General features: G+C 62.6%; 25 protein-coding genes. 10 read left to right on the top strand and 15 right to left on the bottom strand.

The genetic code is table 11. The annotated features are described in order from the left end of the window. Positions 1-14: 14 nt before the first annotated feature. From meaB to AC1Q6J_RS09770, 9 genes are all read right to left on the bottom strand, one after another. Positions 15-998: a methylmalonyl Co-A mutase-associated GTPase MeaB gene (gene meaB, locus AC1Q6J_RS09810; protein WP_492279128.1), complete on the bottom strand. Its 984-nt coding sequence runs from the start codon at positions 996-998 to the stop codon at positions 15-17. A 36-nt stretch (positions 999-1,034) separates the two neighbouring features. Continuing rightward, complete coding sequence (scpA, locus tag AC1Q6J_RS09805; protein ID WP_492279127.1) at positions 1,035-3,194, bottom strand: methylmalonyl-CoA mutase; 2,160 nt, start codon at positions 3,192-3,194, stop codon at positions 1,035-1,037. Between the two features lie 41 nt (positions 3,195-3,235). Further along, positions 3,236-3,700, bottom strand: coding sequence for a GFA family protein (locus AC1Q6J_RS09800; protein WP_492279126.1), 465 nt, complete (start codon positions 3,698-3,700; stop codon positions 3,236-3,238). A gap of 4 nt (positions 3,701-3,704) precedes the next feature. Continuing rightward, on the bottom strand, positions 3,705-5,570 hold the full coding sequence (locus AC1Q6J_RS09795; RefSeq protein ID WP_492279125.1) for a methylmalonyl-CoA mutase family protein: 1,866 nt from the start codon (positions 5,568-5,570) through the stop codon (positions 3,705-3,707). A 141-nt stretch (positions 5,571-5,711) separates the two neighbouring features. Then, a complete protein-coding gene (folK, locus tag AC1Q6J_RS09790; RefSeq protein WP_492279124.1) occupies positions 5,712-6,203 on the bottom strand; it encodes a 2-amino-4-hydroxy-6-hydroxymethyldihydropteridine diphosphokinase in 492 nt (163 codons plus the stop codon). Positions 6,204-6,210: 7 nt separating this feature from the next. Beyond that, positions 6,211-6,576: a dihydroneopterin aldolase gene (folB, locus tag AC1Q6J_RS09785; RefSeq protein WP_492279123.1), complete on the bottom strand. Its 366-nt coding sequence runs from the start codon at positions 6,574-6,576 to the stop codon at positions 6,211-6,213. Next, complete coding sequence (gene folP / locus AC1Q6J_RS09780; RefSeq protein ID WP_492279122.1) at positions 6,573-7,427, bottom strand: dihydropteroate synthase; 855 nt, start codon at positions 7,425-7,427, stop codon at positions 6,573-6,575. Before folP ends, folB begins: the two co-directional genes overlap by 4 nt. Before the next feature lie 106 nt (positions 7,428-7,533). Next, positions 7,534-7,956 carry a DUF4332 domain-containing protein gene (locus tag AC1Q6J_RS09775; protein WP_492279121.1) on the bottom strand — a complete coding sequence of 141 codons (423 nt, stop codon included), beginning with the start codon at positions 7,954-7,956 and terminating at the stop codon, positions 7,534-7,536. A gap of 25 nt (positions 7,957-7,981) precedes the next feature. After that, positions 7,982-8,347: a DUF2267 domain-containing protein gene (locus AC1Q6J_RS09770; RefSeq protein WP_492279120.1), complete on the bottom strand. Its 366-nt coding sequence runs from the start codon at positions 8,345-8,347 to the stop codon at positions 7,982-7,984. Between the two features lie 487 nt (positions 8,348-8,834). On the opposite strand from AC1Q6J_RS09770, the gene AC1Q6J_RS09765 reads away from it, so the two are divergent. Then, positions 8,835-10,496, top strand: a complete 1,662-nt coding sequence (locus AC1Q6J_RS09765; protein ID WP_492279119.1) for a helicase HerA-like C-terminal domain-containing protein — start codon at positions 8,835-8,837, stop codon at positions 10,494-10,496. Positions 10,497-10,546: 50 nt separating this feature from the next. Further along, positions 10,547-11,947: a M20/M25/M40 family metallo-hydrolase gene (locus AC1Q6J_RS09760; protein WP_492279118.1), complete on the top strand. Its 1,401-nt coding sequence runs from the start codon at positions 10,547-10,549 to the stop codon at positions 11,945-11,947. A 298-nt stretch (positions 11,948-12,245) separates the two neighbouring features. Here the strand turns inward: AC1Q6J_RS09760 and AC1Q6J_RS09755 are convergent, their stop codons facing one another. Together AC1Q6J_RS09755 and AC1Q6J_RS09750 are read right to left on the bottom strand one after the other, a co-directional pair. Continuing rightward, positions 12,246-13,025, bottom strand: a complete 780-nt coding sequence (locus tag AC1Q6J_RS09755) for a class II aldolase/adducin family protein (RefSeq protein ID WP_492279117.1) — start codon at positions 13,023-13,025, stop codon at positions 12,246-12,248. A 122-nt stretch (positions 13,026-13,147) separates the two neighbouring features. Next, complete coding sequence (locus tag AC1Q6J_RS09750; protein WP_492279116.1) at positions 13,148-14,797, bottom strand: glycosyltransferase family 39 protein; 1,650 nt, start codon at positions 14,795-14,797, stop codon at positions 13,148-13,150. 328 nt (positions 14,798-15,125) lie between these two features. Between AC1Q6J_RS09750 and AC1Q6J_RS09745 the strand changes: the two genes are divergently transcribed. The 4 genes from AC1Q6J_RS09745 (at position 15,126) to AC1Q6J_RS09730 (ending at position 17,889) form a co-directional block, all read left to right on the top strand. Further along, the gene (locus tag AC1Q6J_RS09745; RefSeq protein WP_492279115.1) at positions 15,126-16,118 is read left to right on the top strand and encodes a hypothetical protein; all 993 of its coding nucleotides are present in this window, start codon (positions 15,126-15,128) and stop codon (positions 16,116-16,118) included. Between the two features lie 208 nt (positions 16,119-16,326). Continuing rightward, the gene (locus AC1Q6J_RS09740) at positions 16,327-16,740 is read left to right on the top strand and encodes a Ros/MucR family transcriptional regulator (RefSeq protein ID WP_492279114.1); all 414 of its coding nucleotides are present in this window, start codon (positions 16,327-16,329) and stop codon (positions 16,738-16,740) included. A gap of 157 nt (positions 16,741-16,897) precedes the next feature. Continuing rightward, positions 16,898-17,272 carry a helix-turn-helix domain-containing protein gene (locus tag AC1Q6J_RS09735; protein WP_492279113.1) on the top strand — a complete coding sequence of 125 codons (375 nt, stop codon included), beginning with the start codon at positions 16,898-16,900 and terminating at the stop codon, positions 17,270-17,272. Beyond that, positions 17,269-17,889 (top strand): DUF6456 domain-containing protein, encoded by a 621-nt coding sequence (locus AC1Q6J_RS09730; RefSeq protein ID WP_492279112.1) that lies wholly within the window; start codon positions 17,269-17,271, stop codon positions 17,887-17,889. The genes AC1Q6J_RS09735 and AC1Q6J_RS09730 overlap by 4 nt, the downstream gene beginning before the upstream one ends. A 3-nt stretch (positions 17,890-17,892) precedes the next feature. On the opposite strand, the gene AC1Q6J_RS09725 is transcribed toward AC1Q6J_RS09730, so the two are convergent. From AC1Q6J_RS09725 to AC1Q6J_RS09715, 3 genes are all read right to left on the bottom strand, one after another. Continuing rightward, a complete protein-coding gene (locus tag AC1Q6J_RS09725) occupies positions 17,893-18,318 on the bottom strand; it encodes a SufE family protein (RefSeq protein ID WP_492279217.1) in 426 nt (141 codons plus the stop codon). A gap of 115 nt (positions 18,319-18,433) precedes the next feature. Then, positions 18,434-18,895 (bottom strand): DUF5330 domain-containing protein, encoded by a 462-nt coding sequence (locus AC1Q6J_RS09720; protein ID WP_492279111.1) that lies wholly within the window; start codon positions 18,893-18,895, stop codon positions 18,434-18,436. 35 nt (positions 18,896-18,930) lie between these two features. Then, on the bottom strand, positions 18,931-19,143 hold the full coding sequence (locus AC1Q6J_RS09715; protein WP_492279110.1) for a hypothetical protein: 213 nt from the start codon (positions 19,141-19,143) through the stop codon (positions 18,931-18,933). 193 nt (positions 19,144-19,336) lie between these two features. Here AC1Q6J_RS09715 and AC1Q6J_RS09710 point away from each other — a divergent pair, with 193 nt between their 5' ends. The 3 genes from AC1Q6J_RS09710 to AC1Q6J_RS09700 all read left to right on the top strand — a co-directional run bounded on the left by AC1Q6J_RS09710 (position 19,337) and on the right by AC1Q6J_RS09700 (position 22,228). After that, the gene (locus tag AC1Q6J_RS09710; RefSeq protein WP_492279109.1) at positions 19,337-21,166 is read left to right on the top strand and encodes a PAS domain-containing sensor histidine kinase; all 1,830 of its coding nucleotides are present in this window, start codon (positions 19,337-19,339) and stop codon (positions 21,164-21,166) included. Beyond that, on the top strand, positions 21,159-21,794 hold the full coding sequence (locus AC1Q6J_RS09705) for a peptidoglycan-binding domain-containing protein (protein ID WP_492279108.1): 636 nt from the start codon (positions 21,159-21,161) through the stop codon (positions 21,792-21,794). The genes AC1Q6J_RS09710 and AC1Q6J_RS09705 overlap by 8 nt, the downstream gene beginning before the upstream one ends. Positions 21,795-21,880: 86 nt before the next feature. Continuing rightward, positions 21,881-22,228, top strand: coding sequence for a DUF1491 family protein (locus AC1Q6J_RS09700; RefSeq protein WP_492279107.1), 348 nt, complete (start codon positions 21,881-21,883; stop codon positions 22,226-22,228). 3 nt (positions 22,229-22,231) lie between these two features. Here the strand turns inward: AC1Q6J_RS09700 and AC1Q6J_RS09695 are convergent, their stop codons facing one another. After that, on the bottom strand, positions 22,232-23,227 hold the full coding sequence (locus tag AC1Q6J_RS09695; protein ID WP_492279106.1) for a DUF2336 domain-containing protein: 996 nt from the start codon (positions 23,225-23,227) through the stop codon (positions 22,232-22,234). Between the two features lie 127 nt (positions 23,228-23,354). On the opposite strand from AC1Q6J_RS09695, the gene AC1Q6J_RS09690 reads away from it, so the two are divergent. Further along, a complete protein-coding gene (locus tag AC1Q6J_RS09690; RefSeq protein ID WP_492279216.1) occupies positions 23,355-23,558 on the top strand; it encodes a hypothetical protein in 204 nt (67 codons plus the stop codon). Positions 23,559-23,573: the final 15 nt, after the last annotated feature.

The following is a 23,573-nucleotide window of genomic DNA, read 5'->3' as shown; positions in this document are numbered from 1 at the left end:
TGCGAACCACCACACTAGTCCAGCAGCGCCGCGACCGTATCGGCCGCGATAGCAGGTGTCATGCGGCCGCCTGCAACGGCGGCTTCGGTTTGCTTCACCTTGGCGCGGATGGCGGGATCGGAACGCAACCGCGCGTGCAGCCGGTCTTCGAGGATGGTCCACATCCATTTGACCTGCTGGTGACGCCGCCGGGCCTCGAAGTCGCCGGACGCGATCATCGCAGTGCGATGCGCGAGAATTTTCTCCCACAGCGCGCCGATGCCGTCGCCGGTCAGAGCGGAGTAGGTAAGGACCGGCGGAAACCAGTGCTCCGAGCGGGGCGCGAGGATATGGAGCGCGGCATTGTACTCGGCGGCGGCCGCTTTCGCGCGCTTCAGATTGTCACCATCGGCCTTGTTGACGGCGATCATGTCGGCAAGCTCGACAAGGCCTTTCTTGATGCCCTGCAACTCGTCGCCTGCGCCGGGCAGCATCAGCGCCAGGAAGAAATCCGTCATGTCGCAGACGGCGGTTTCCGACTGACCGATGCCGACCGTCTCGACCAGCACAACGTCGAAACCGGCGGCTTCGCACAACAGCATCGCCTCGCGCGTTTTCGCAGCGACGCCGCCGAGCGTGCCCGACGACGGGGAAGGGCGGATGAAGGCATTGTCCTCTGCGGAAAGCCTCGCCATCCGTGTCTTGTCGCCGAGGATCGAGCCTCCGGTGCGCGCCGATGACGGATCGACCGCCAGCACTGCGACCTTGTGGCCCTTGGCAATCAGCGCCATCCCGAGCGCATCGATGGTGGTGGACTTGCCGACGCCCGGCGAGCCGGTGATGCCGACGCGAACTGCCTTTCCGGTGAGTGGAAGAAGCTCCTGCACCAGTTCGCGCGCCTGCGCCTGATGGTCGGCGCGGCGGCTTTCAATCAGCGTGATCGCGCGCGCCAGCGCGGCGCGGTCACCGGCGCGAAGGGCATCCGCGAGCGGGAGCGAGGCTTTCTCGGAAGCTGTCACCGGGGCCGCCCTACGCGGTGCTGTTTCAATCGTCGCTCACTCCGCCGCTTCGCTCGAATGGCCGAGCCGCACGTTGAGCTTGCGGATCAGTTCTTCCGCGGCATCGGCGATCACCGTACCGGGCGGGAAGATCGCTTCCGCGCCTGCTTTATACAGCGCGTCGTAATCCTGCGGCGGGATCACGCCGCCGACAATAATCATAATATCCTCGCGGCCGCGCTTCCTGAGCGCTTCCTTCAATTCCGGAACGGCGGTGAGATGCGCTGCCGCCAGTGACGACAGACCGAGCATGTGAACGTCGTTCTCAACCGCCTGCCGTGCAGCTTCGTCGGCGGTCGCGAACAGCGGTCCGATATCGACGTCGAAGCCGACATCGGCGAAGGCCGAGGCAATCACCTTCTGGCCGCGGTCGTGGCCGTCCTGACCAATTTTCGCGACCAGAATGCGCGGGCGGCGTCCTTCCGCGTCCTCGAAGGCATCGATGAGAACCTGAAGTTTCTCGACCCGGTCGGACATGGTGGCGGCCTCGCGCTTGTAGACGCCGGTGATGGATTTGATTTCGGCGCGGTGACGGCCGAACACCTTCTCCATGGCGTCGGAAATTTCGCCGACCGTGGCCTTGGCGCGCGCCGCATCGATGGCAAGCGCCAGCAGGTTGCCATTGCCGTCGCCTGCGCTGCGGGTCAGCGCTGCGAGCGCTGCGTCGACGTCTGCCTGTTTGCGCTCGGAGCGAAGGCGCGCCAGCTTGTCGATCTGCAAGCGGCGCACAGTGGAATTTTCCACCTTCAACACGTCGATCGTGGCTTCGTTCTCGGGCCTGTACTTGTTGACGCCGATCACGGATTGCTTGCCCGCGTCAATGCGGGCCTGCGTCTTGGCGGAGGCTTCCTCGATCCGCAGCTTCGGTACACCGGCTTCGATGGCCTTCGCCATGCCGCCGAGTTCTTCAACTTCCTGGATATGCGCCCAGGCCTTGATGGCGAGATCGTGCGTCAGCCGCTCCACATAGTAGGAACCGCCCCATGGATCGATGATCCGCGTCGTGCCGCTTTCCTGTTGCAGGAACAATTGCGTGTTGCGGGCGATGCGCGCGGAGAAATCCGTCGGCAGCGCCAGCGCTTCGTCCAGCGCATTGGTGTGCAGCGACTGGGTGTGGCCTTGAGTGGCAGCCATAGCCTCGATGTTGGTGCGAACCACGTTGTTGAATACGTCCTGTGCTGTGAGCGACCAGCCGGAGGTCTGCGAATGAGTGCGCAAGGATAGCGAGCGCGAATCCTTCGGATTGAACGGCTTCAGCAGCTTAGCCCACAGCAGCCGGGCCGCGCGCATCTTGGCGACTTCCATGAAGAAATTCATGCCGATCGCCCAGAAGAACGACAGCCGCGGCGCGAACTTGTCGATGTCGAGCCCGGCCGCCATCCCGGCGCGGACGTATTCGACACCGTCGGCCAACGTATAGGCGAGTTCGAGATCCTGCGTCGCTCCGGCTTCCTGCATGTGGTAGCCGGAAATCGAAATCGAGTTGTACTTCGGCATCTTCTGCGACGTGTATGCGAAGATATCGGAGATGATCCGCATCGATGGTGTCGGCGGATAGATGTAGGTGTTGCGCACCATGAATTCTTTGAGAATGTCGTTCTGAATGGTGCCCGAAAGTTTTTCCGGCGGAACGCCCTGTTCCTCGGCGGCGGCCACAAACAGCGCGAGGATCGGCAGCACCGCGCCGTTCATGGTCATCGATACGCTCATCTGATCAAGCGGGATGCCGGCGAACAGCGTGCGCATGTCGTAGATGGAATCGATGGCCACACCCGCCATGCCGACGTCGCCCGAGACCCGCGGATGATCGGAGTCATAGCCGCGATGGGTGGCGAGATCGAACGCGACCGAGAGACCCTTCTGGCCGGCTGCGAGGTTGCGGCGATAGAAGGCGTTGGAATCCTCCGCTGTCGAGAAGCCGGCATACTGGCGCACGGTCCATGGCTGGTTGACATACATGGTCGGGTAGGGGCCGCGCAGATAGGGCGCGATGCCGGGCCACGTGTCGAGAAAGTCGATCCCCTTGAGGTCGGCTTCGCCATAGCTCGGCTTGACGAGAAGACCCTCGGGTGTGAGCCACGGCGCGGCGTTGCTCTCGCCGCCGGTCACGGCAGCCTGCTCGAATGCAACGTCGGCGAAATTCGGAATGCGGGTCATTCTGTTGTCTCGGGTTTTGCGCGGTATCGGGCAGCGCGCATCTATGTATTATGATCCGGATGCTGATAGCTGACAATGCTGCCGGCTTCGGCAGAACCGGCGGCTTCCGCGGTGGTCTTGCCCGGAAGATTGTGCAGATGGCTGATCCAGGCGAGCTTCGATTCAACGCCGATTTGATAGGTCGGAATGACGTGGTCGGGCCGGTCGAAGGCGCCGGTCAGCAACTCGATCACCGTACCGTCGATCTTGCGATAACTCAGCGGTGTTCCGCAGGCCGAGCAAAAATCTCGCGCCGCCAGTGATGACGAGCGAAACGTCCCTGGCGTGCCACGTGTCCACGCGAAGTCGCCGTGGGGAATCTCGACGAAACAGGCGAATGGGCCCGCCACGGCCTTCTGGCACATCCGGCAGTGGCAGACGCTGATCCGTCCCGGTTTGGTGTAGGAGGCAAAGCGCACCGCGCCACATTGGCAACCGCCGGTCAGAACGGGAACTCGCTCCTTCATGGCTTCACCCAATACGTTCGTAGGCCGCCCCAAGCATCGCGAGGGCATCGCCTCCCGCAAAGATGAATTCACCGACCCCCGCAGCCCGTAGCGCTGCTTCGAATTCGCCGGGCCGGCCTGCCAGATAGATATGCTTTGCGCCGGCGTCATGAAGGGCCTTTGCGGCGGCCTCGGCCCGCGCGGCATAGACCTTGTCGGAGGAACAGAGGCAGGCGAGGGCCGCGCCGGACGATTTGAAAGCCGCGGCGAGCGCCGCCGGATCGGAGAATCCTTCAGTGTCGATGGCCTCGATGCCGCCGGTCTCAAAAAAGCTTTTTGCGAAGGTCGCACGCGCGGTGAAATCGGCAGCGGTGCCAAGATTGGCGAGGAACACCGCCGGGCGTTTGCCGGACGTCTTCAACATCTGATCGGAACGATCACGCAGCGCCTCGAAAGGTGCGGCAAGCCGGATGGGTGCTAGCGCATCGAACCGGATCACGATTTCCTCGGGCGACAGCCCCGTCACCGGCTTTGCGTCAAGCACGGCTGGCGTCTTCTCATGAAGGTTCGGAAACTCGCTGGCTCCGGTCAGCACATCCCTGCGCCTGGCGATATTGACGTCGCGCGCCGCGCGCACGGCGGCCACCTTGGTCTGAATGATGTTCTTTTCCAGCGCGGCGAAAGGCCCGCCGGCTTTTTCGATATCCTGAAACTGCGCCCATGCGGCTTCGCAAAGCTGCTTGGTGAGCGTTTCGATGCCGCCCGATCCTGCGGCAGGATCGGAGACCTTGTCGAGATTGGATTCTTCCAGCAGCACGAGCTGGGTGTTTCGGGCGACACGGCGCGCGAATGCATCCGGCAGTCCGAGCGCCAGCGTGTGCGGCAGGACATTGATGCTGTTCGCGCCGCCAAGGCCCGCCGAAAACGCCGCAATGGTCGCGCGCAATATGTTCACGTCAGGATCGCGCTGGGTCAGCATTCGCCACGCGGTATCCGCCGCAACGAACAGCGGCTGCGGTGCAAGCCCGCAGCTTTGCTCAACCCGCGCCCAGAGCAGACGCAGCGCGCGGAATTTTGCCATGGTGAGAAACTGATCGGCGTCGGCGCTGAGACGCGCGTAGATCATTTTCCGCGCATCGTCGAGTGCAATGCCGGCAGCCTCCAGCGCCCGCAGATAGGTAACACCAACGGCGAGGACGTAAGCCAGTTCCTGTGCTTCCGAGCCGCCCGCATCATGGATCACCCGGCCATCGGCAGGCGCGAAGGGGCCGCGAAAGCCGAGCTTTGCAAGCTGCGCGATTTTGCCGCCAAAAACCTTGGCAATGGATTCCCACGGACCGTGACTGCTGCCACGGACGGCGCCCCCCCCGATAGGATCGAGACCGAAGCGGACGTTCACGGCCGCGGGGGCGATCTTGCGTGCGGCAAGCAGCTCGGCGAGGTGTTGTCCCATGTCGCGCGACTGCGGGCCGATCTCGAACTCAACACCGATGCCGGCGTCGAGATACACGCCGTCGAGGACTCGGGCCAGCGCCTCCTTGGTCGGAGGCAGACCGTAACCGCGGGCGCCGTTGGCCCCGGCGAACACCAGCGTCAGACCGGTCGCGCCGTTCTCGAGATCATGCAGCGCCTGCGCGTTCGCGATGGCTGCGTCGGGATGATCCACCCGCTGCATGATCTGCCAGGGGCTGCCTGCGGCGCGCGCGGAAATGGCGATCGCATCGCGGACGCGCTCATAGATCGGATCGATCCGCAGCCCGTCGTAGGTTTTGCCCACCAGCTTGTCGAATGGAGCGCCTTTAAGAACCCCGTCAGCCAGCTTCCGCCAGTCGTCACGAGTGGCAGGGGGAAATTCGGCCGCCAGCGGCAGGTCATCGGTTTCAGTGGACATTCAGAAGGTTAACTCCCGGAAACACATCATTTTAGACGCGTTTTCTTCACGCGAACCGGTATCCACTTCGCTCGAAAACGCTATTGGTTGCCCGGAAAATGCCACGCGGCGGGGCGCAAGCCAAATGGTTGTTTCAGGCGTTTACTGCAAATCAGGCAGGCGTTCGATGCCATCGGCCGAAAGCCTTGCAAGGGCTTGGCGCGGGGTCTGCCCCGCGATCGGGCGATCCGGTGCGATCTCGGCCAGCGGCACCAGCACGAAGGCCCGTTCGAACAGGCGAGGGTGCGGTAGCGTCAGTTCTGGCTTGTCGAGGTGGACATCGTCATAGGCGATGATGTCGAGATCCAGCGTGCGCGGCCCCCAGCGCCGCTCGTTGGCCCGGTCGCGGCCGAATTTCTTCTCGATCTTGTGCAGTGTGAACAGCAGCGCATGGGGATCGAGGCTGGTCTCGATTTCGATGCAGGCATTGACGAAGGGCTCTTGCTGCGCGTCGCCCCAGGGGGGCGTTGTATAGTCCGATGAACGCGCGATGAGAGCGGCCTGCGTCATGCCGCAGATGTTGGCGATCGCCTTGACGAAGGTGGCGCGGACATCACCAACATTGCCGCCGAGGGCGATCAGGACGTTCGCCATTTTTATTTTAAGCCCGCGAGCGTGTGATGATAACGCCGACATCGTCGAAGATCGCGGCGATCGGCGCGTGCGGCTTGTGGACGGTCACCTTCACCGCGCTGACGCGGGTGAACGCGGCAAGAACAGCTTCAGCAACCGCACCCGCTGCGCGCTCCAGCAGATAGTAGTTGTGGCCCTTGAAGGCCGCGCTCGCGGTCGCGACCACGTCTGAATAGGATACCGTGTCGGCGAGCTTGTCGGTGCGGGAGGACTCCGCCAGATCGATCGACAGCTCAAGGTCGATCACGAACCGCTGGCCGACTTCGGCCTCGTGGTCCATAACGCCATGCCGGGCGTGGATCAAAAGTCCCTTGATGAAAATCACGTCGCTCATCGCTTGTCCTCGATTGCCGATGCCACGCGCAGGGCCTGTACCGTTTCCGCCACATCGTGAGCGCGGATGATTTTGGCGCCGCGCTGTGCCGCCAGCAGATGCGCGGCGATGGATCCGCCGAGCCGCTGATCCGGTTCGGACGGGATGACTGACGCGATGAACCTCTTTCGCGACGCACCGACCAGCAATGGGAGGCCGAACTGGCTTAAATCATTGAGGTGCGCCAGCGCAATCATGCTTTGCTCCGGCGCTTTGCCGAAGCCGATGCCGGGGTCGAGCACGATATTCCCCAGCGGAATATTCGCACTGGCGGCGATGTCGAGCGATCGCGCGAAAAACGCCACCATGTCGGCGACAATATCGATGGCGGGATCGACGCTGTCGCGATTGTGCATGACGATCACCGGCGCGCCATGATCGGCGATCACCCGCGCCATGTCGGGATCGCGTTGCAGACCCCATACGTCGTTGGCGATGACCGCACCGTTGCCGAGCGCCCATGCGGCCACCGACGCCTTCATGGTGTCGATGGAGACGGGACTCCCCAGGCGGGCGACCGCGGGCAGGATATTATGTAACCGCTGCAATTCCTCGTCGGCCGTGACCGGCTTCGAGCCATAGGGGCGGGTGGATTCCGCGCCGATGTCGAGGATATCCGCGCCCTCGGCGATCATGCGCTTCGCCTGTACGAGGGCCTGTTCCGGCTCGATGAACCGGCCGCCGTCGGAGAAGGAGTCCGGGGTGACGTTGAGTACGCCCATTACCGCCGGATAGCGGCGCACGAAGAGAGCCCGCAGCACCGGATGATACTGCGTGGCAGCCGGATTTGATCGGGACGAGGCGGCCATCATGCGATGGCTTTGCGCGGTCCCCGGTGGCGAGTCAAGCGATGGCGGACGGGATATAGCCCAAGGAATTTCGGGTGGCTGGCCCAGCCGTAACTGTGGGCAGGTCGTTTCAGTAGGAAATCTTCAGCGGCAGCTTGCGGGCACGCTGGATCAGCTCCGCGACGGATTTGTCTGATGGGAGGACCTGAACCAGCTTGCGCTTGTCGTTGGCTTCTTTCATGGCCTGCGCGAGGCGCTGAGGGTTGCGCTGCACGAATTCGCGCACAGTGACGACGCCCGCCGCCCGCAGCAGTTCAGCCTTGGCCTTGCCCATCCCCTTGATCCGCATGCAGTCGGCGATATTCGCCCAAGCCAGCAATTGCTGCTCGCTGAGGCCGGTCTTGGTCGCGAGTGCCTTCCGGCCCTTCGGCGTGCTGGCGCAGTCGAGCAGCGCGGCCGTGGTGCGAATGCCTTGTGCCTTGAGTTTGGTCTGGGCATGCGCGCCCAATCCGTCGATTTTGGAGAGGGGATACGCTGCAAGCGGATTGGACATGGGACTCGAACTTGAAAAATGAATTTTAAGCGAATTTGGAAAGGCCCGGGGTCTCGGCAATGATCGTGCTCATCCCGTCCGCGCCTATTTTGTCGCGGCCAAATCTGAATAGTTCACGTCCGAGGCCTTGAATCTCGTTCATGCCAAGACCGAAACCCATCAGCTTGGCGCCGAGGGCCATCACACCACCGCCCAGCATGCTCGCAAGACCGCCGGTGGAACCGGCGGCCTCGATCGCAGATTCAGCGCCCGGGATATTTTCGATCAACGCACGCACCTGATCGGCTGGCCCCTCCTTGCGAAGGAACCCGAGGATCGCGCCGATGGCTTTTTCGGCCACAGCTTTATCGATGCCGGCTTTTGCGGCCAGTGCGTCAATCAACTCGTCCATTAAATGCCCCGTGCCGTCCGGTTGCTTGCCGGATATTTTGTTGTGATTTTATCTTGAGCGCGTGCGTTGTGAATTACAAGCGATGCCGCTTTTGGAAACCGCTGTTTGGCCGCAATCGATCGTGAAGTGTTGCAGCCATGCAAGACTATCACCCATTTTACGAACATTTGCCGCGCTGAAAGTACCAATCCGGCTTATCGCGGCTTCAAATCGCGCAGTGAGTCTGACGTGATTTTAATGCGCTGTGCGATTTTGGTGCGGCCCGCATTGTCAGGATGGCGCGACACGCAAGCTGCGAATTGACTGAGTGTGGTAAGTATTCACTCATTCGTAGCGGCTGGACGCCATATATATTATGCGGCGCGGCATCGGCTTGTGCGATGAAGCGGGTTCTGCGGGTTGACCGGGAGGTTCCGTCCTGCAAGATCACGCACGACGCGCCGCGTTGAGCAGGCGCACGGAATTGGAAGCCTGCGAGAGGCGAAACATGGCCAAAAAGACGTCCAAGACTGTTTCCAGCAAGACTGTTTCCAGCAAGACTGTTTCCAGCAAGGGCGCTCCCGCTCCAAAAGCTGCTCCGGCGAGTACCGCAGGCATTGCGTCAGCCGATACTGACAAGGCCATCTTCATTGGAAAGGGTGACCAGACGGCGTTTCTGACGCTCGGGCTGGCGAACCGCCATGGTCTTGCCACCGGCGCGACCGGCACCGGTAAGACGGTGTCGTTGCAGGTCATGGCCGAAGGGTTTGCGCGCGCGGGTGTTCCAGTCTTTGCCGCGGACATCAAAGGCGACCTGTCGGGCATCTCCGAGACGGGTGAGGCCAAAGACTTCATTCTCAGTCGCGCCAAGGCGATGGGACTGGATTTCAAGCCGGACCAGTTCTCGACGATATTCTGGGACGTATTCGGCGAGCAGGGGCATCCCGTGCGCGCAACGGTCTCCGAAATGGGGCCGCTGCTGCTGTCGCGGATGATGGATCTCAACGAGGTACAGGAAGGCGTCCTTAATATCGCTTTTCGCGTGGCGGACGAGCAGGGATTGCTGCTGCTCGACATGAAGGACCTGCGGTCGATCCTGTCGTTCATCGCCGAACACGCCGACGAACTGACGACCCAGTACGGCAATGTCTCCAAGCAGACCGTGGGCACCATCCAGCGCCAGCTTCTGGTGCTGGAGAACCAGGGCGCGGACAAGTTTTTCGGCGAGCCGGCGCTTCAGTTGAAGGACTTCATGCGCACCGATGCCAACGGCCGGGGCATGGTCAATATTCTGGTCGCCGACAAGCTGATGCAGAGCCCGAAGCTCTACGCGACCTTCCTGTTGTGGATGCTGTCGGAACTGTTCGAGGAGCTTCCCGAAGTCGGCGATCCGCCCCAGCCCAAACTGGTGTTCTTTTTTGACGAGGCGCACCTGCTGTTCAACGATGCGCCGAAGCCGTTGATGGACAAGATCGAACAGGTCGTCCGCCTGATTCGATCCAAAGGCGTCGGGGTTTACTTCGTCACCCAGAATCCCATCGACGTGCCCGACAAGGTACTCGCCCAGCTCGGCAACCGCGTTCAGCACGCGCTGCGGGCGTTCACGCCCCGCGATCAGAAGGCTGTTCAGGCGGCCGCGCAGACGTTCCGGCCCAATCCGTCGCTCGATACGGCACAGGTCATCACGGAACTGGGCAAGGGCGAGGCGCTGGTGTCGTTCCTCGAAGGCAACGGCACGCCGGCCATGGTTGAGCGGGTCATGATCCGTCCACCGACCGCGCGGATCGGGCCGATCACGCCGGAGGAACGCAAGGCGATCATGGCGGCGAGCCCGGTGAAGGGTAAATACGATACGGCCATCGATTCAGACTCCGCCTACGAGGTGCTGCAAAAGCGGGTGGCGAGCACGGCAGCGCCGGCGAATGGAGAGTCCGGCGGCGGTGTTCTCGGCCAGATCGGCTCGATCGTCGGAACGGTGTTCGGCACCAACACACCGCGCGGGAAGATGTCGACCGGCCAGGTGATCGCGCGCAGTGTGACGCGTTCGGTGACCAACAAGGTGGCGGGTGACGTTGCCGCCAGCATCGGCAAATCGGTCGGCGGTTCGCTTGGCGGATCGATTGGCCGTTCCATCGTGCGCAATGTGCTGGGCAGCCTGCTGCGGCGCTAGTTGCCGCTGCGTCGCATCGCGAACTGCCCGGATCAGAGGAACAATCGAATATGTCAGCCACACCGCAACTCGCAGCCGTTCTCGACCATATCGACAAGGATTTCGACAAGAGCCTGGAGCGGCTGTTCACGCTGCTGCGGATCAAATCGATTTCGGCCGATCCGGCATTCGCGGACGATTGCAAAAAGGCGGCTGATCATCTCGCCGCGGACATCGCCTCCATCGGTTTTGCGACCGATGTGCGTCCGACCGCTGGGCATCCGGCGATTGTCGGCAAGAGCAACGGTCAGAGCGGTGCGCATGTGCTGTTCTACGGCCACTACGACGTGCAGCCGGTCGATCCTCTCGATCTCTGGCACCGGCCGCCGTTCGAGCCCATCGTCACCGATCACGCTGACGGCCGGAAGATCATCGTCGCGCGCGGCGCCGAAGACGACAAGGGCCAGTTGATGACTTTCGTCGAAGCCTGCCGCGCCTGGAAGAATGTCACCGGATCGTTGCCGCTCAACGTGACAATCCTGATCGAAGGCGAGGAAGAGATCGGCTCGAAGAATTTCGGACCCTTCCTCGACAAGAACAAGAAAGACCTCGCCGCCGACTTCGTGCTGGTGTGCGACACCGGCATGTGGGACCAGAACACGCCGGCGATCACGACCTCGCTGCGTGGCCTTGTCTATGACGAAGTCAGGATCAAGGCCGCGAATCGCGACCTGCACTCCGGCATCTTCGGCGGCGGTGCGCAGAATCCCATTCGTGTGCTGACCCGCATTCTCGGCAGCCTCCACGACGATAACGGCCACATCACCATTCCGGGTTTTTACGATGGCGTGAAAGACCTTCCGCCGGACATTCTCGCGCAATGGAAAAATCTCAATCTGTCGCCGGAGACATTTCTCAAGCCGATCGGGCTGTCGGTTCCCGCCGGTGAGAAGGACCGGCTGCTGATCGAGCAGGTCTCGTCGCGTCCCACTTGCGACATCAACGGCATCTTCGGCGGTTACACCGGGGAGGGCTCCAAGACCGTTATTCCCGCGCACGCATCGGCGAAGGTATCGTTCCGTCTGGTGGAGGGGCAGGATCCGGAGAAAATCCGCAAAGCCTTCCGGGATTTCGTCACCGCGCGGTTGCCTGCGGATTGCTCGGCGGAATTCATCGATCATGCCGGTGCGCCGGCCATCGCGCTCGACTGGGGCATGAAGCCGCTGGCGGCGGCGAAGCATGCGCTGACCGATGAATGGGGCAGGGATGCGCTGCTGATCGGGTCCGGTGCATCGATTCCGATCGTCGCGGACTTCAAGAAGACGCTTGGGCTCGACACGGTGCTGATCGGGTTCGGTCTGGAGGACGACAACATCCACTCGCCGAATGAGAAGTACGATCTCAAGAGCTTCCACAAGGGCATCCGCTCGTGGGCGCGGATTCTCGCGGCGTTCGCGGACACGCCGCGTTGAGCGACCAGGCGGAAGGCGCTCTCGCGCTGCCCCTAGATGTCAGCGGATCGTCTCTGTAATCTCACCGCGTCGCGAGGACGACATCGGGTGTGTGGCGCAGTCCCGCTCCATCCGGGCGACGCTTGACCACGCGCGCTCGATATTATTCGCCGTCATGGATTCCGGCCCTGCGCCAGGCGGCGCATCCCGGAATGACGGAGCGCTTAACGCAAAAACGCCGCCCGGAATTGGGCGGCGTTTTTATTCCGGGTCAGTGTAGAGGCTGACAGATCGATATCTAGAGTGAGGATCGATCCTGTCAAGTCCGGTAGCTGGGGTCGATCCGGTCAAGCTTGCGCAGCAGCGGCGGCCAGACCAGCTTGGTCGAGCGCAGATCCGCACGATCCGGATCGCTCACCAGCCTTTCGTTTTTCTCGATGACAAGCTTTTCGACCGGATAGGCGGTCGGGCCCAGCATGCGGGTGCGGACCTGCATCGTGCAGGCGCGCTCAAGATGAAACATGCGCTCGAAAGCCGATGCGACCGAACGGCCGACTGTGAGCGTACCGTGATTGCGCAACAGGAGATGGTTCTTGGTACCGAGATCCTTCTGGATGCGCGGACGCTCGTCATGATCGAGCGCGATGCCTTCGTAATCGTGATAGGCGAGGTCGCCGGTGACGAGCTGCGCGGTCTGGTTCAGTGGGAGCAGGCCTTCCATGCAGCTCGCGACGGCGGTGCCGTCCGGCGTGTGAAGGTGCAGCACGCAGCCGGCGTCTTCGCGGACTTCATGGATTGCCGAATGAATGGTGAAGCCAGCCGGATTGATGCTGTATTCGCTCTCGGTCAACTGATTGCCGTCGAGATCGACCTTCACGAGGCTCGACGCGGTGATCTCGTCGAACATCAATCCATAGGGATTGATCAGGAAGTGATGCTCGCCGCCGGGAACGCGGGCCGAGATGTGGGTATCCACCAGGTCATCCCAGCCGTAGTGAGCGATGAGACGGTAGCAGGCTGCGAGATTGACCCGCTGCTCCCACTCTCCGGGAACCATGGTGGACTGAACTTCCTTAAGGCGTGGTTCGGCTGGCGACATGACGATTTTCCTCCCGCGATTTATTTTGATCTTGCCCGGGAGGAGCCTAGTCCCGCGATACCGCTATCGCAACATGCGAGCCCCGCAGGGGCGCCATGCCGCGAACCCGAAACGGAGAGGGATCAGGGCGCCGGAATGGTGAGCAGGCTGGCGATGCTCTTGCCACGGATGTCGTAGACCCGCGCGAACACCACGTCGTCCCGCTTGATCTCGACCACCACCGGCGCGTTCAATCCCTTGCAGTAGAACTCGCCGAGCGTCATGGCGAAGTCTGCGGCCTGGCTGTCCCAGCCGATGGTGAAACCGGGGCCGAGTGCGACCTGCGCCGGACGCTGCGGACCGCACACCGCGACACGCCACTTGCGGTTCCGGGGCGCGGGCTCCTGACGCTCCTCGATCTCCTGCCGCAGCCCTTCGGAGGCCTGCTTGAGCGCAAGCCCCCAGTAGTCGAGCATGTAGCGGTCGTCGGCGGCGCGGACTGTTCCGGCGATGTGGTTGAAGTGGGTGTACTGATAGGGATGCAGCCGGATCATTTCGTTGAGCGGCAGCATCAGCCCCAGCAGAAACATCGCGGCAAACACCGCCTGCGCGGGGCGGCTGCGTTCCTTGAGCCATCCGATGATCGCTGCGAAGGCAACGCCGGCGAGAACGGCCATCGGCGGGATCACGAAGATGAAATGCCGAATGCCGTTGTAAAGCGCGGGGCGCTTCACCATCGCAATGACGAGCGGTAGCGTCGCCGCCATTGTCAGCATCAGCAGAATGCTCTTGCGCCGGGTGTCGACGTCCGAGCGCATCAGCGCAACCAATGTTCCGGCGATGCCCGCGCCGAGCAGGCCGAGCATGACTTCCGGAAGCTGGAGTGCGAACAGCGTCGGCAGATACGACCACGGCATGTCCGGCACGGAGACGATCGCGCCGTTGAACAGTTCCTTCCATGGCTTCTCGAAGAAATGCGAGAAATACGTCAGCGCGTGGAACGGATTGGCGGGATTGATGATCGACCACGGCCACACGAGGCCCATCATCAGATAGCCCAGCAGCACGCCGGGCAGCAGGACATAAACGACATGACCGAACCGATGCGCGGCCTCGCGCAGGCCATGGGCGCGGATGTCGGAAATCCAGATCGGCAGAAATCCGATCGCGGCGTAGATCAGCGCCAGCCCGCCAAGGATACGGCAACCGATCGACAGCCCTGCGCCGAGGCCGATGATCAGAACCGTGTGTGGTTTTGGCGAGGGATATTCCTGCGCCAGCCTCACCAGCCCGAGCATCAGGATCACCATTGCCACCGCGAAAGGCGCATCCTTCGGATTCATGAACATGTGTCCGTAGAACGTCGGACACAGTGCAAGCAGGACGATTGCCGCAAGACCGGCCACCGGCCCGCCGACGCGCCGCGCCAGCCGCCATGTCACGCCGATGCCGATCAGGCCGACGATGGCGCCGAGCAGCCGCCGCGTTTCGAACAGTTCGAGCGGGACGATCTTGTGCAGCAGCGCGGCCGCCATGTCGAAGCCGCCGCCATACATGTAGAGATTGGCGAACGACAGCGCGCTGGTGTCGGTGAAGCCGCTGCCGAACATCTTCAGCAGCAGATCGGCGTATTCGGCGTGGGTGTAGTCGTCCCAGCCGAGGCCGTAGTCGCGGAAGGTCAGGCCCGCGACGACCGTGACGACAGCCAGCACGGCCAGCGCGAGATCGTCACATGTCTGCTCGATCGAGCGCCCGGCCGGCGTATCGAGGGCCGATGTTGTAATGGATGACATCTCAGCTAATGAACCCAGCCGTTCCCGTGCCCGCGTGCCTTCCGGGCAGGCTTTTCCGGGAACCTTGTATCCCAGTTCGGTGTTTAGGTAATTGCCAAATGTGGCGCATTTTCTCTAATTGCAATGCAACATTGCGGTCAGGGTAAAATTACAATCGCGCTCCGAGCGCCTTTTTGCATGCTGGCAGATTGGGCTTCTGAATCTGAACGGCGCCTGACCAGGGACACCTTTCGGCAAAAGCACTCAATTACCAATTGGTAATGCGGTTACTTGAAACTATTATGGAACTCACCCTGTTGAGTCCGCTGGCGCGGGTTTGGAGCTTGTAATGATTGCGCTATTGATCGGCGGAACGGTCGTCCTCTGCATCGGCCTTCTGACGGTCGTTTTCGGGATTCCGATCAAGGAATTCAGTTTCGGCAACACGATGATCCTGGCGGGGGCCGTGGTGTCCTGCACCGGGCTGATCCTGATCGGGCTGTCTTTCGTCGGCCGGGAATTCAGGAGCCTCGCGCGCCGTCTGGAAACAGGTCTGCCTGCTCCGGCCGTATTGCCGCGCGAGCTTGTTGCCGAGGCCGAGGCTTCCGCTCCTCCAATCCGTCCCGCGCGAACCCTGCCTGAACCGCCGTTGGCGCCGCGTCCGATGCCTCCAAGGCCCGCCCGCGAAGACACGCTGTTTACCCGCGATCAGCCGCAAGATGTGGCGCAGGACCGGGACGATTTCGCCGCCGATACCCGGGACGATCATGGCCGCGAGCCGTTGAGCGAGCCGGCTCCATGGCCGGAGCATCCGGTCACCCGTGCGCGCAATCCGGCACCCGCCGCGGAGTCCTTCGAGCCCCCCGCGGAAGCGCCACCGCGCCAGCGGCGCAACATCATGTTTTCGTCGCACCGGCGCGACAAGGCCCGCGACCTGCCGCCGCGCGATCTACCACCGCTGCCGGACGACAGCGCTGAAGGGCCTGTGGCGGAGGATTTCGGGCACCGCGATCCCGAGCCGGAGGCGCGGGGTGCATTCGACAGCGCCTGGCCCAGCTCACGGCCTGAATCCGACAAGGGGCGGCAGGATTCGTCACTGCCTCGCATGAGCCGGAGCACACAATCGCCGGACTCCGATCATGACGCTCCCGAGCCTGTCCGCGAACGATTTCCGCCGCGGCGGGCGGATGCCTCGTCGGTCACCATCGTGAAGTCGGGAGTCGTCGATTCGATGGCGTATTCGCTGTATTCCGACGGATCGATCGAGGCGCAGATGCCTGAAGGCATGGTGCGGTTTGCGTCGATCGATGAACTGCGCGCGCATCTGGATCAGCGCGGCTGATCCGGCAACGGGCCTGTTTTTCAGCCGGACGGGCAGCTTCCAAGTGTAAATAAATACACGCCGGTATTTTTGTTGTGCTTGTCAGTCCGCCAGAAATTCTCACATACTTACAAGTATAGATGACGCCGAAACTGTCGCCCCGGCGGACGTTTGCTTGGGCCGCCGCCCTTTTCGGCGGCAATTTGATTGCGCCTTGAAAGACATCACGATGAGCGAAACCAACCCGAAGGGATTCGTCGACCTGACCGCGTCGATCGTTTCCGCCTATGTCAGCAACAACGCGACGACCGCGGCTGAAATTCCAGCCCTCATCAGTCAGATTCACGCGGCCCTTGTGCGGGTCTCAACCGGCGGCACGGAAGCCGCGGCGGAGTCGGCCAAGCCGGCCGTTTCCGTCAAGAAGTCGATGACGTCGGAGTACCTCGTGTGCCTGGAAGACGGAAAACGCTTCAAGTCCCTGAAGCGCCATTTGCGTTCGCAGTACAACATGAGCCCTGAACAGTACCGCGAGAAATGGGGCCTTCCGGCCGATTATCCGATGGTCGCCCCGAACTACGCAGTGGCGCGGTCCCAGCTTGCCAAGAAGATGGGTCTCGGCCAGCAGCGCCGCCGCCGGAAATAACAGTCCCGAAAATACGGCTTGCCCCAGTCTAGGAATAATTCCACATTGGAGGCGTCCGGTGTCAAGCCGGGACGGCCTCTATATTTTTTCGGGGATCGCCATCCCCGCCGGTTGCATCGCCTCTAGGATATAGGTATAAATTCCTAGTGAGGTTCCGATGCTTGAAGTCCAGCCGTCTGCTCCTGCTTTTTCCCCGCCGCAATCCATCACTGCCGAACCGCATCCCGACGAGGTCTGCCGTCTGGTTGCTCTCTGCGTCGCGTCCGATTTCGGCGTCGATGCTGCCGTTCTTGAAACCGGCCCGCGCGGCTCGCGGCGCATGGCCTTCGCGCGGCAAATCGCGATGTATCTCGCTCATGTCGGCTTTGGGCTCAGTTTCGAGATCATCGGACACGCCTTTGGGCGCGACCGGACCACAGTCGCCCATGCCTGTCGGGCCGTGGAAGATGGCCGCGACGACATCTGGTTCGATTGCCGTGTCGCGACACTTGAGCTGATTTGCCGCGCGGCCGCCGGTGGAGATGGACAATGAAGCGACAGGACCGACGCCCATCCGGCAAGATTCGGCAACCGGCCACGCAGATCGCCGGCGACGCGGTTGACGCATTCCGCGCGCAGCATCTCGATCTCGCAACGCGCGATCTCATGACAGAAGCCGGCCTGACAAAGGTCGTTGTGAACGACAGCGAAAGCCCGCTGGCATGGCTGGCGCGCCGCAAGGGACGCGATGGCCGCACCATGATCGGGCCGGATCAGTTCATCGCGGGCGAACGCCTGCGTGCGGACTTCACGCGCGGGCACATGACGCCGCGTGTGACGTCGAGCTGGACCGGCATCGGCCGGACGCCTGGCAGCGGCGGTGGCGGTAGCGACATGACGGATCTGATCGTTGCGTCGCGCCAGCGCGTGCGTCTGGCGCTGGAGGCCTGCGGTCCCGAATTCTCGGGGCTTCTGCTCGATGTCTGCTGTTTTCTGCGCGGTCTGGAAGACGTAGAGCGCGAGCGCGGCTGGCCGTCACGTTCGGCCAAAGTCGTGCTGCAACTGGCGCTCGACCGGCTGGCGCGTCATTACGGATTACGCAGCGATGCACGCGGCACCGGCGGATCGATCAGGACGTGGCTGGCGGATGATGCGGCCTTTACGCCGTAAAATTCAGGATGCCGACGCCAGCGTTTCGCGGGCGTCGTTCTTGATCCGCTCCACCATGGCCCGCAGGCCGTTGGAGCGCTGCGGCGTCAGGTGCTCGCGAAATCCGAACTCGTCGAAGATCGCGATCGGATCGGCGGCCAGGATTTCCTGCGGTGTTTTCCCGGACTGGATGGTCAGCAGGATCGCGATCAGCCCGCGCACAATATGCGCGTCGCTGTCGCCCTTGAAGTTCAGCACGGGCTCGGCGCCGCCGCGGTCGATATCGCGCGACAGCCAGACCTGACTGGCGCAGCCCTGCACCTTGTTTTCGGCGGAATGCTCGGCATCGGACATCGGGGCCAGCGTGCGGCCAAGCTCGATGACATAGCGGTAGCGGTCGTCCCACTCGTCGAGCAGTTCGAAATTGTCCCTGATTTCGTCGATGGTCATGGTGGTCCGCATATCCATATCAAGCTCTCATCCGAGCCATATATGAGATCGCGGGGCATCGATAGCCATAAGTTCCAGGCCTTTTTCGGCCCGGAATTGCTTGTTATCGGCGGCCTTATGGACCCGCCGTTCCCCCGGCCGGCGGCTGCCAGTCGATCGCAAGATCGTCCTGAGTCAACGTCTGATGAACGGCCGCCGCGATTTCCGGTTCGCTGACGTCACGGTCATCCGGCGTGCCGATGGAGCCGGTGTGATCCGGCGCCTTCTTGCCGGCCTTGTCGGCGGGGTCAGGCGCTTTCTTTTCGTTCTTCTCGGCCTTGTCGGTGATGAACTGATAAACCTTCTTGGCGCCGGACTGCGCACGTTCGCCGATCACCGTGGCGGCCTGTCCGCCCACGGTGCATGCCGCTGGCTGGCGATTGCAGAACTGGCTCATGTCGGACATGGCCGCGGTGGCTGCCGAAATAGCTTCCGACGCGCCGATCTGCGGACCCTTGTCCGAATCGGGCGTCTTGTCGGTCGGGAGCAGCACAAGCACCAGCCCCAGCCAGAACGCCATGCGAAGGAGGAAAAACATCTCACACCCCGTTAGTCGCTTTCACCGGAGTGGCTTCACGCGATGAAGTACTCCGCCCCGTTGCGATTGATCTCGCAATCATCCCGTGTCGTATCAGACGCGGATAAATCTCCGGTTCGTGCGCTGTCTAAAATTTGAATGGTTTGATTTGGCGTAAATTTTCGATTGATAAGAGCGGGATTTCGTTTCGAACGATGCGGCTGTGGCTTCCAGCCATGCACGATTTCGAAACCATAACGGCGCGGCATGGAAACTTCGCGTTCACCATTCGGGTTGATGAAATCACCGATTATCCGCGAAAACAGCGCAATCGACCGGCGTAACTTGCAATCCGATGCGCGCCTTAGCGTTCGCTTAAGTTCACTCTGACACCATCGGCCAAACGAAAAACGGGGGCGTCCCGGCAGTCGACACGACGACCGGCCGAACAGTGAGAACAACGTGAGATTGTCCGGCATCATACGCGATCATCTGGACTCGCTGCTGCATCCATCGGCGCGGCGCGATCTGATGACGAAAGCCCGTCACCGTGCCTTCATCGGGCCGCGGCTGCTTGGCGGCCTTGCGGCGCTTGCATCGCTTCCGCTTTATCTTGCGGTTCGCGGCGCTCCGCAGGAAGTCGAGGTCATGGTGTTCGCATGGCTGATCGCGCCCATTCTCATCTCCTATTATCTGTCGCGCACAGGTCATTACGAGCGCGCGCACATTCTGTCATCCACCGCGCTGGCGGCGGTGGTCATGGCGGTCTGCATCAATACCGGAGGAATTTCGTCGTTCGCGGCGATCTGGCTGGTGGCCGTTCCGCTCGATGCGGCGCTGTCCGCTTCGCGGCGTGCCGTTGTCATCGCCGTCGTGCTGGCGCTTGGCTGCGCGCTGGGTCTCGTCATGATCGAAGCTTTCGGTGCTCTCCCGGTTTCAAGAGTGCCCGCTTCATACGGTTCGCTGTTCGAGGCGCTCGGCATCGCCACAGCGACGATCTATGCATCGGCTCTCGCGTTCAGCGCGGAATCGCTGGCGCAGATGAGCAGAAAATTGCTGACGGTCGAGGAGGAGCGTTATCGGCTGCTCGCGCACAACATCAGCGACGTGATTTCCCGGCATAGCCGCAACGGCGCAATCCGGTTTATCTCGCCGGCGGCGGAAGCCCTGCTCGGCACGCCGGCGGCGCTGCTTCAGGAACACGGTCTGTTCGACCGGGTTCATGTGGCCGACCGGCCGGCCTATCTGACCGCTCTCTCGGAAGCCGCGCGCAGCGGCGACGAACGCAGCGTCGAGTTCCGCGTCAAGCGGGATGCCGCGCGCGGCTCCGATCATGACCGCACGTCGGCCGCCGAATTCATCTGGATCGAAATGCGCTGCCGGCCGATCGATGCGACGTCGCGGTCGCTGGCCGATCCCGGCGTCGAAGTGGTCGCGGTGATGCGCGATGTCACCGAGCGCAAGCTCCAGGAGCAGGCGCTGGAGAATGCTCATATGGAAGCCGAACGCGCGGGCGCATCCAAGTCGCGCTTCCTTGCCACCATGAGTCACGAACTGCGCACGCCGCTAAATGCCATTATCGGGTTCTCGGAGATGATCGTCCGCGAGAACGAGATGATGATCGATGCCGCGCGGCGGCAGGAATACGCCAGGCTCATCAATGAATCCGGCCTGCATCTTCTGTCGGTGGTCAACGGCATTCTCGACATGTCGAAGATGGAAAGCGGCAACTTCGAGATTCTTCCCGAACTGTTCTCGCCGCGTGAATCCTTGATCGGCTGCTGCAACCTGATGGTTCTGAAAGCGCGCGAAAACGGCATCGATGTCGTGACGCGCGCGCCTGTCGACTTGCCTGAAATTACCGGAGACCCGCGCGCATTCAAGCAGATGATCCTGAATCTGCTGTCCAATGCGATCAAGTTTTCCGAGCGCGGCGGCACCGTCACCGTCACCGCCGGGATCGAAGGCGCGCGCCTGCTGGTTCGGGTGATCGACAGCGGCGTCGGAATCGGCGCCGAGGATCTCAAGCGGATCGGCGATCCGTTCTTTCAGGCCGGGAAGACCTATCAGCGCCGCCACGAAGGCACCGGACTCGGGCTCTCCATCGTCAAGAGCCTGGTCGCGATGCATGGCGGCGAGATGACCGTGCAAAGCCAGATCGGCGAAGGCACCACCGTCACGGTGGCGTTGCCGATGGTGTTTACGCCGGCGGCCGAGAAATCCAGCAACATCGCAAAACTCGCGCCCGCGCGCGCGGAACCTCAAGACTATCAGGTGAAGAAAAGTGCCTAGACAGATCGCAGAAGATGACGAGAAGCCACGCCGCCGCCGCCGCGCCTCCGCAGTTGCGGCGGTCGAGGCGGAGCCTGAGCGAGGCCTGATCATGCGCGTCCTGCTGCACAGCCCGAAAGATACATTGGCGGCAACGGCAGCGCTCGCGGCCGTCGTCGCCATCGTCACCAATGCGATGTTCCTGCAGGCCGGGCGTCATCCATCGCCGATGTTCAGCACCGCCGCGGTTTCGTCATTGCCGGTCGCGGTTCCGGCTCCCGCGCCGTTGCCGCGTGTTCGTCCGCCCGAGGCCGAAGCGCGTGTTGTCGAAAAGCCCCTGGAAACGGCGATGCCCGCGCCAGCCAGACAGGCTGCAACAGCTGCCGCGCCGCGGCCTCCAGCCGCCGTTCATGCGGCAAAGAGCGATCCGGTTGGCGATCTGATCGTGTCGACACGGCGCATCGCCGCCGTTCAGCGTGCTCTGACCGAGTATGGCTATGGCCAGCTCAAGCCCACCGGCGTTGTCGGCACCGACACGCAGGCCGCGATCCAGAAGTTCGAGCGGGATCGCAAGATGCCGGTCACGGGCCAGTTGTCCGACCGCCTGATCCGCGACCTGACCGTTCTGACGGGGCGGCCGATCGAATAGGCGGCCTCTGTTAAATGGATGGACAGGCTGCGCTCCGGCTGTGATAGCACCTCTCTGTGTTTCATTCGCCCGATCGGTCCTGCCTCATGTCTCGCCTGAAATCATCCATCTGGGTCGCGGGTTATCTGCGGCGATGCCAGGGCGCCGGCATGTTCGGCGCGGTCCGGCGGCGTGGCGCGGAAGAGGCGGGCGCGGTGTTCGTCAAGATCGCCTTGATGGACGGCACGGCGATGCTGTTCGTTCCGGCGCCGCAAACCGTCTACGACGACAGCCATCCCATGGAACGCGCCTTCGTCCAGTCGCCGCCGCAAGCCGTTGACGAGCAGGTTGTCGAGGCGCGTCTTGCGAAGGAAATCAGTTTCGATCCGGATGTCTGGATTGTTGAAGTCGAAGACCGGGAAGGGCGCCACTTCCTCGATCTCGCGAAGGCTTGAAGTTTAGCCGCGCGAGGTGTTGCGCGCCGCGACGTGCGTGCCGGGCTGGGCCGCGGGGCGAGATGGCGTGGATGTTGAACGGACACGCTGGCGCTCGTCGTCGTAAAGGGCAGGGCGATATTTTGCCCGCGTCGCGGCGAGTGCCGAGCCGCGCCACGCCGCAAGCATGATCAGCGCGGTCCGCAATTCGATGACTTCGTAGAGACGCGCCAGCCGGTAGACATCCATCACCGACGCGCCGAGCGACGGATTCAGGAACAACAGCACGCGCTGATACGATTCGCCCGGCATGCCGAGCGCCTTGAGTGCGCAGGCGAGCGGTTCGCCGCCCGGTTCGTTGACGATCTGGGCCGCAACGCGCGACGTCAGGATCAGGGCGTCGGCAAGTTCGGCGGCGAAGCCAGCCGAATCGGCCGCCAGCGCGGCCTGCTCCAGCGCCGTCACCGCGCGCACGGCGCGGCGCGGATCGACCGGCGTGGATGGCTTCAGCGGCATATCGGTCAGGCCGTACAGCATCTGGGCACGGTGGCTTTTGTCGGCGGCCAGAAACATCTCGATCAGTTTCGCGGCATCGTCCGGCTGCATCGACATGGTCGGCGCGGGCATGACGGGAGCGAGAGGCGCTTCGGCTTCCGAGACGATCTCGAAATCCGCCGCGGGGTCGGCCTCAGGCGTGTCGTCGAGAATGTGCTCGTCGTCCCGCAAGACGGGCAGGCTGTCCGTTGTGTGCCTCAGTTGCAGCTTCCAGGCGATTTCGCGCGGCGTGTTCGGGTAGATCGCAAGGCGCGCGCGCACGGCGGCGCGGGTGGCATCATCGACCTCGTCGATCAGGCGCGTTGCCAGTTCGGCGAATTGGCGTTCTTCGTCGAGGGTGTGGTCGCTGGTCTGGACATAGAGATCTGTCAGCACGCGAAGCAGCGTCGGGCGTATGTCGACGCCCTCACGCCGGGACAGTGTCATCAGGCCATCGAAGCCGTGAAACATCGGAAGTGTCGTCATGCCGGATACGCGGGTTTAAATCTCGGCCCGACGTTATCGGGCGCCTGTTAACAACCCATTAACCATGACCACTCTTAATGGCCGTGTGCCGCCGGCGCAGGAAGCAGGGCGGTCAGGAGAGATCGAGATGGGCATCATTGTTGAATTTCCGGCGGATACAGCGGCGCGCCGCGCCGGGCCGGACATGAACATGGTCCCGCGCGAGGGAACGGCAACGATCCTGATTCTCCCCGCCATCCGGATCGAGCGCTACGCTGAAACCAGCGATGGAATCGGTCCGGGGGAGGGAACGGCTCCGGGACGCCGCCGCAGGCGCAGGGCACGTTCCTGACGAGTCAGGTTCTCC

Source organism: Afipia sp. MLSD5-FHT05B12, assembly GCF_058793355.1.
This window is presented reverse-complemented; position numbering and strand designations above follow the sequence as displayed.

What these genes read in the sequence shown, in the direction of transcription:
- scpA (WP_492279127.1), bottom strand. Translation starts at nt 3,194, where the DNA reads ATGACCCGCATTCCGAATTTCGCCGACGTTGCATTCGAGCAGGCTGCC.
- AC1Q6J_RS09800 (WP_492279126.1), bottom strand. Translation starts at nt 3,700, where the DNA reads ATGAAGGAGCGAGTTCCCGTTCTGACCGGCGGTTGCCAATGTGGCGCG.
- AC1Q6J_RS09795 (WP_492279125.1), bottom strand. Translation starts at nt 5,570, where the DNA reads ATGTCCACTGAAACCGATGACCTGCCGCTGGCGGCCGAATTTCCCCCT.
- folK (WP_492279124.1), bottom strand. Translation starts at nt 6,203, where the DNA reads ATGGCGAACGTCCTGATCGCCCTCGGCGGCAATGTTGGTGATGTCCGC.
- folB (WP_492279123.1), bottom strand. Translation starts at nt 6,576, where the DNA reads ATGAGCGACGTGATTTTCATCAAGGGACTTTTGATCCACGCCCGGCAT.
- folP (WP_492279122.1), bottom strand. Translation starts at nt 7,427, where the DNA reads ATGATGGCCGCCTCGTCCCGATCAAATCCGGCTGCCACGCAGTATCAT.
- AC1Q6J_RS09775 (WP_492279121.1), bottom strand. Translation starts at nt 7,956, where the DNA reads ATGTCCAATCCGCTTGCAGCGTATCCCCTCTCCAAAATCGACGGATTG.
- AC1Q6J_RS09770 (WP_492279120.1), bottom strand. Translation starts at nt 8,347, where the DNA reads ATGGACGAGTTGATTGACGCACTGGCCGCAAAAGCCGGCATCGATAAA.
- AC1Q6J_RS09765 (WP_492279119.1), top strand. Translation starts at nt 8,835, where the DNA reads ATGGCCAAAAAGACGTCCAAGACTGTTTCCAGCAAGACTGTTTCCAGC.
- AC1Q6J_RS09760 (WP_492279118.1), top strand. Translation starts at nt 10,547, where the DNA reads ATGTCAGCCACACCGCAACTCGCAGCCGTTCTCGACCATATCGACAAG.
- AC1Q6J_RS09755 (WP_492279117.1), bottom strand. Translation starts at nt 13,025, where the DNA reads ATGTCGCCAGCCGAACCACGCCTTAAGGAAGTTCAGTCCACCATGGTT.
- AC1Q6J_RS09750 (WP_492279116.1), bottom strand. Translation starts at nt 14,797, where the DNA reads ATGTCATCCATTACAACATCGGCCCTCGATACGCCGGCCGGGCGCTCG.
- AC1Q6J_RS09745 (WP_492279115.1), top strand. Translation starts at nt 15,126, where the DNA reads ATGATTGCGCTATTGATCGGCGGAACGGTCGTCCTCTGCATCGGCCTT.
- AC1Q6J_RS09740 (WP_492279114.1), top strand. Translation starts at nt 16,327, where the DNA reads ATGAGCGAAACCAACCCGAAGGGATTCGTCGACCTGACCGCGTCGATC.
- AC1Q6J_RS09735 (WP_492279113.1), top strand. Translation starts at nt 16,898, where the DNA reads ATGCTTGAAGTCCAGCCGTCTGCTCCTGCTTTTTCCCCGCCGCAATCC.
- AC1Q6J_RS09730 (WP_492279112.1), top strand. Translation starts at nt 17,269, where the DNA reads ATGAAGCGACAGGACCGACGCCCATCCGGCAAGATTCGGCAACCGGCC.
- AC1Q6J_RS09725 (WP_492279217.1), bottom strand. Translation starts at nt 18,318, where the DNA reads ATGACCATCGACGAAATCAGGGACAATTTCGAACTGCTCGACGAGTGG.
- AC1Q6J_RS09720 (WP_492279111.1), bottom strand. Translation starts at nt 18,895, where the DNA reads ATGTTTTTCCTCCTTCGCATGGCGTTCTGGCTGGGGCTGGTGCTTGTG.
- AC1Q6J_RS09715 (WP_492279110.1), bottom strand. Translation starts at nt 19,143, where the DNA reads ATGCCGCGCCGTTATGGTTTCGAAATCGTGCATGGCTGGAAGCCACAG.
- AC1Q6J_RS09700 (WP_492279107.1), top strand. Translation starts at nt 21,881, where the DNA reads ATGTCTCGCCTGAAATCATCCATCTGGGTCGCGGGTTATCTGCGGCGA.
- AC1Q6J_RS09695 (WP_492279106.1), bottom strand. Translation starts at nt 23,227, where the DNA reads ATGACGACACTTCCGATGTTTCACGGCTTCGATGGCCTGATGACACTG.
- AC1Q6J_RS09690 (WP_492279216.1), top strand. Translation starts at nt 23,355, where the DNA reads ATGGGCATCATTGTTGAATTTCCGGCGGATACAGCGGCGCGCCGCGCC.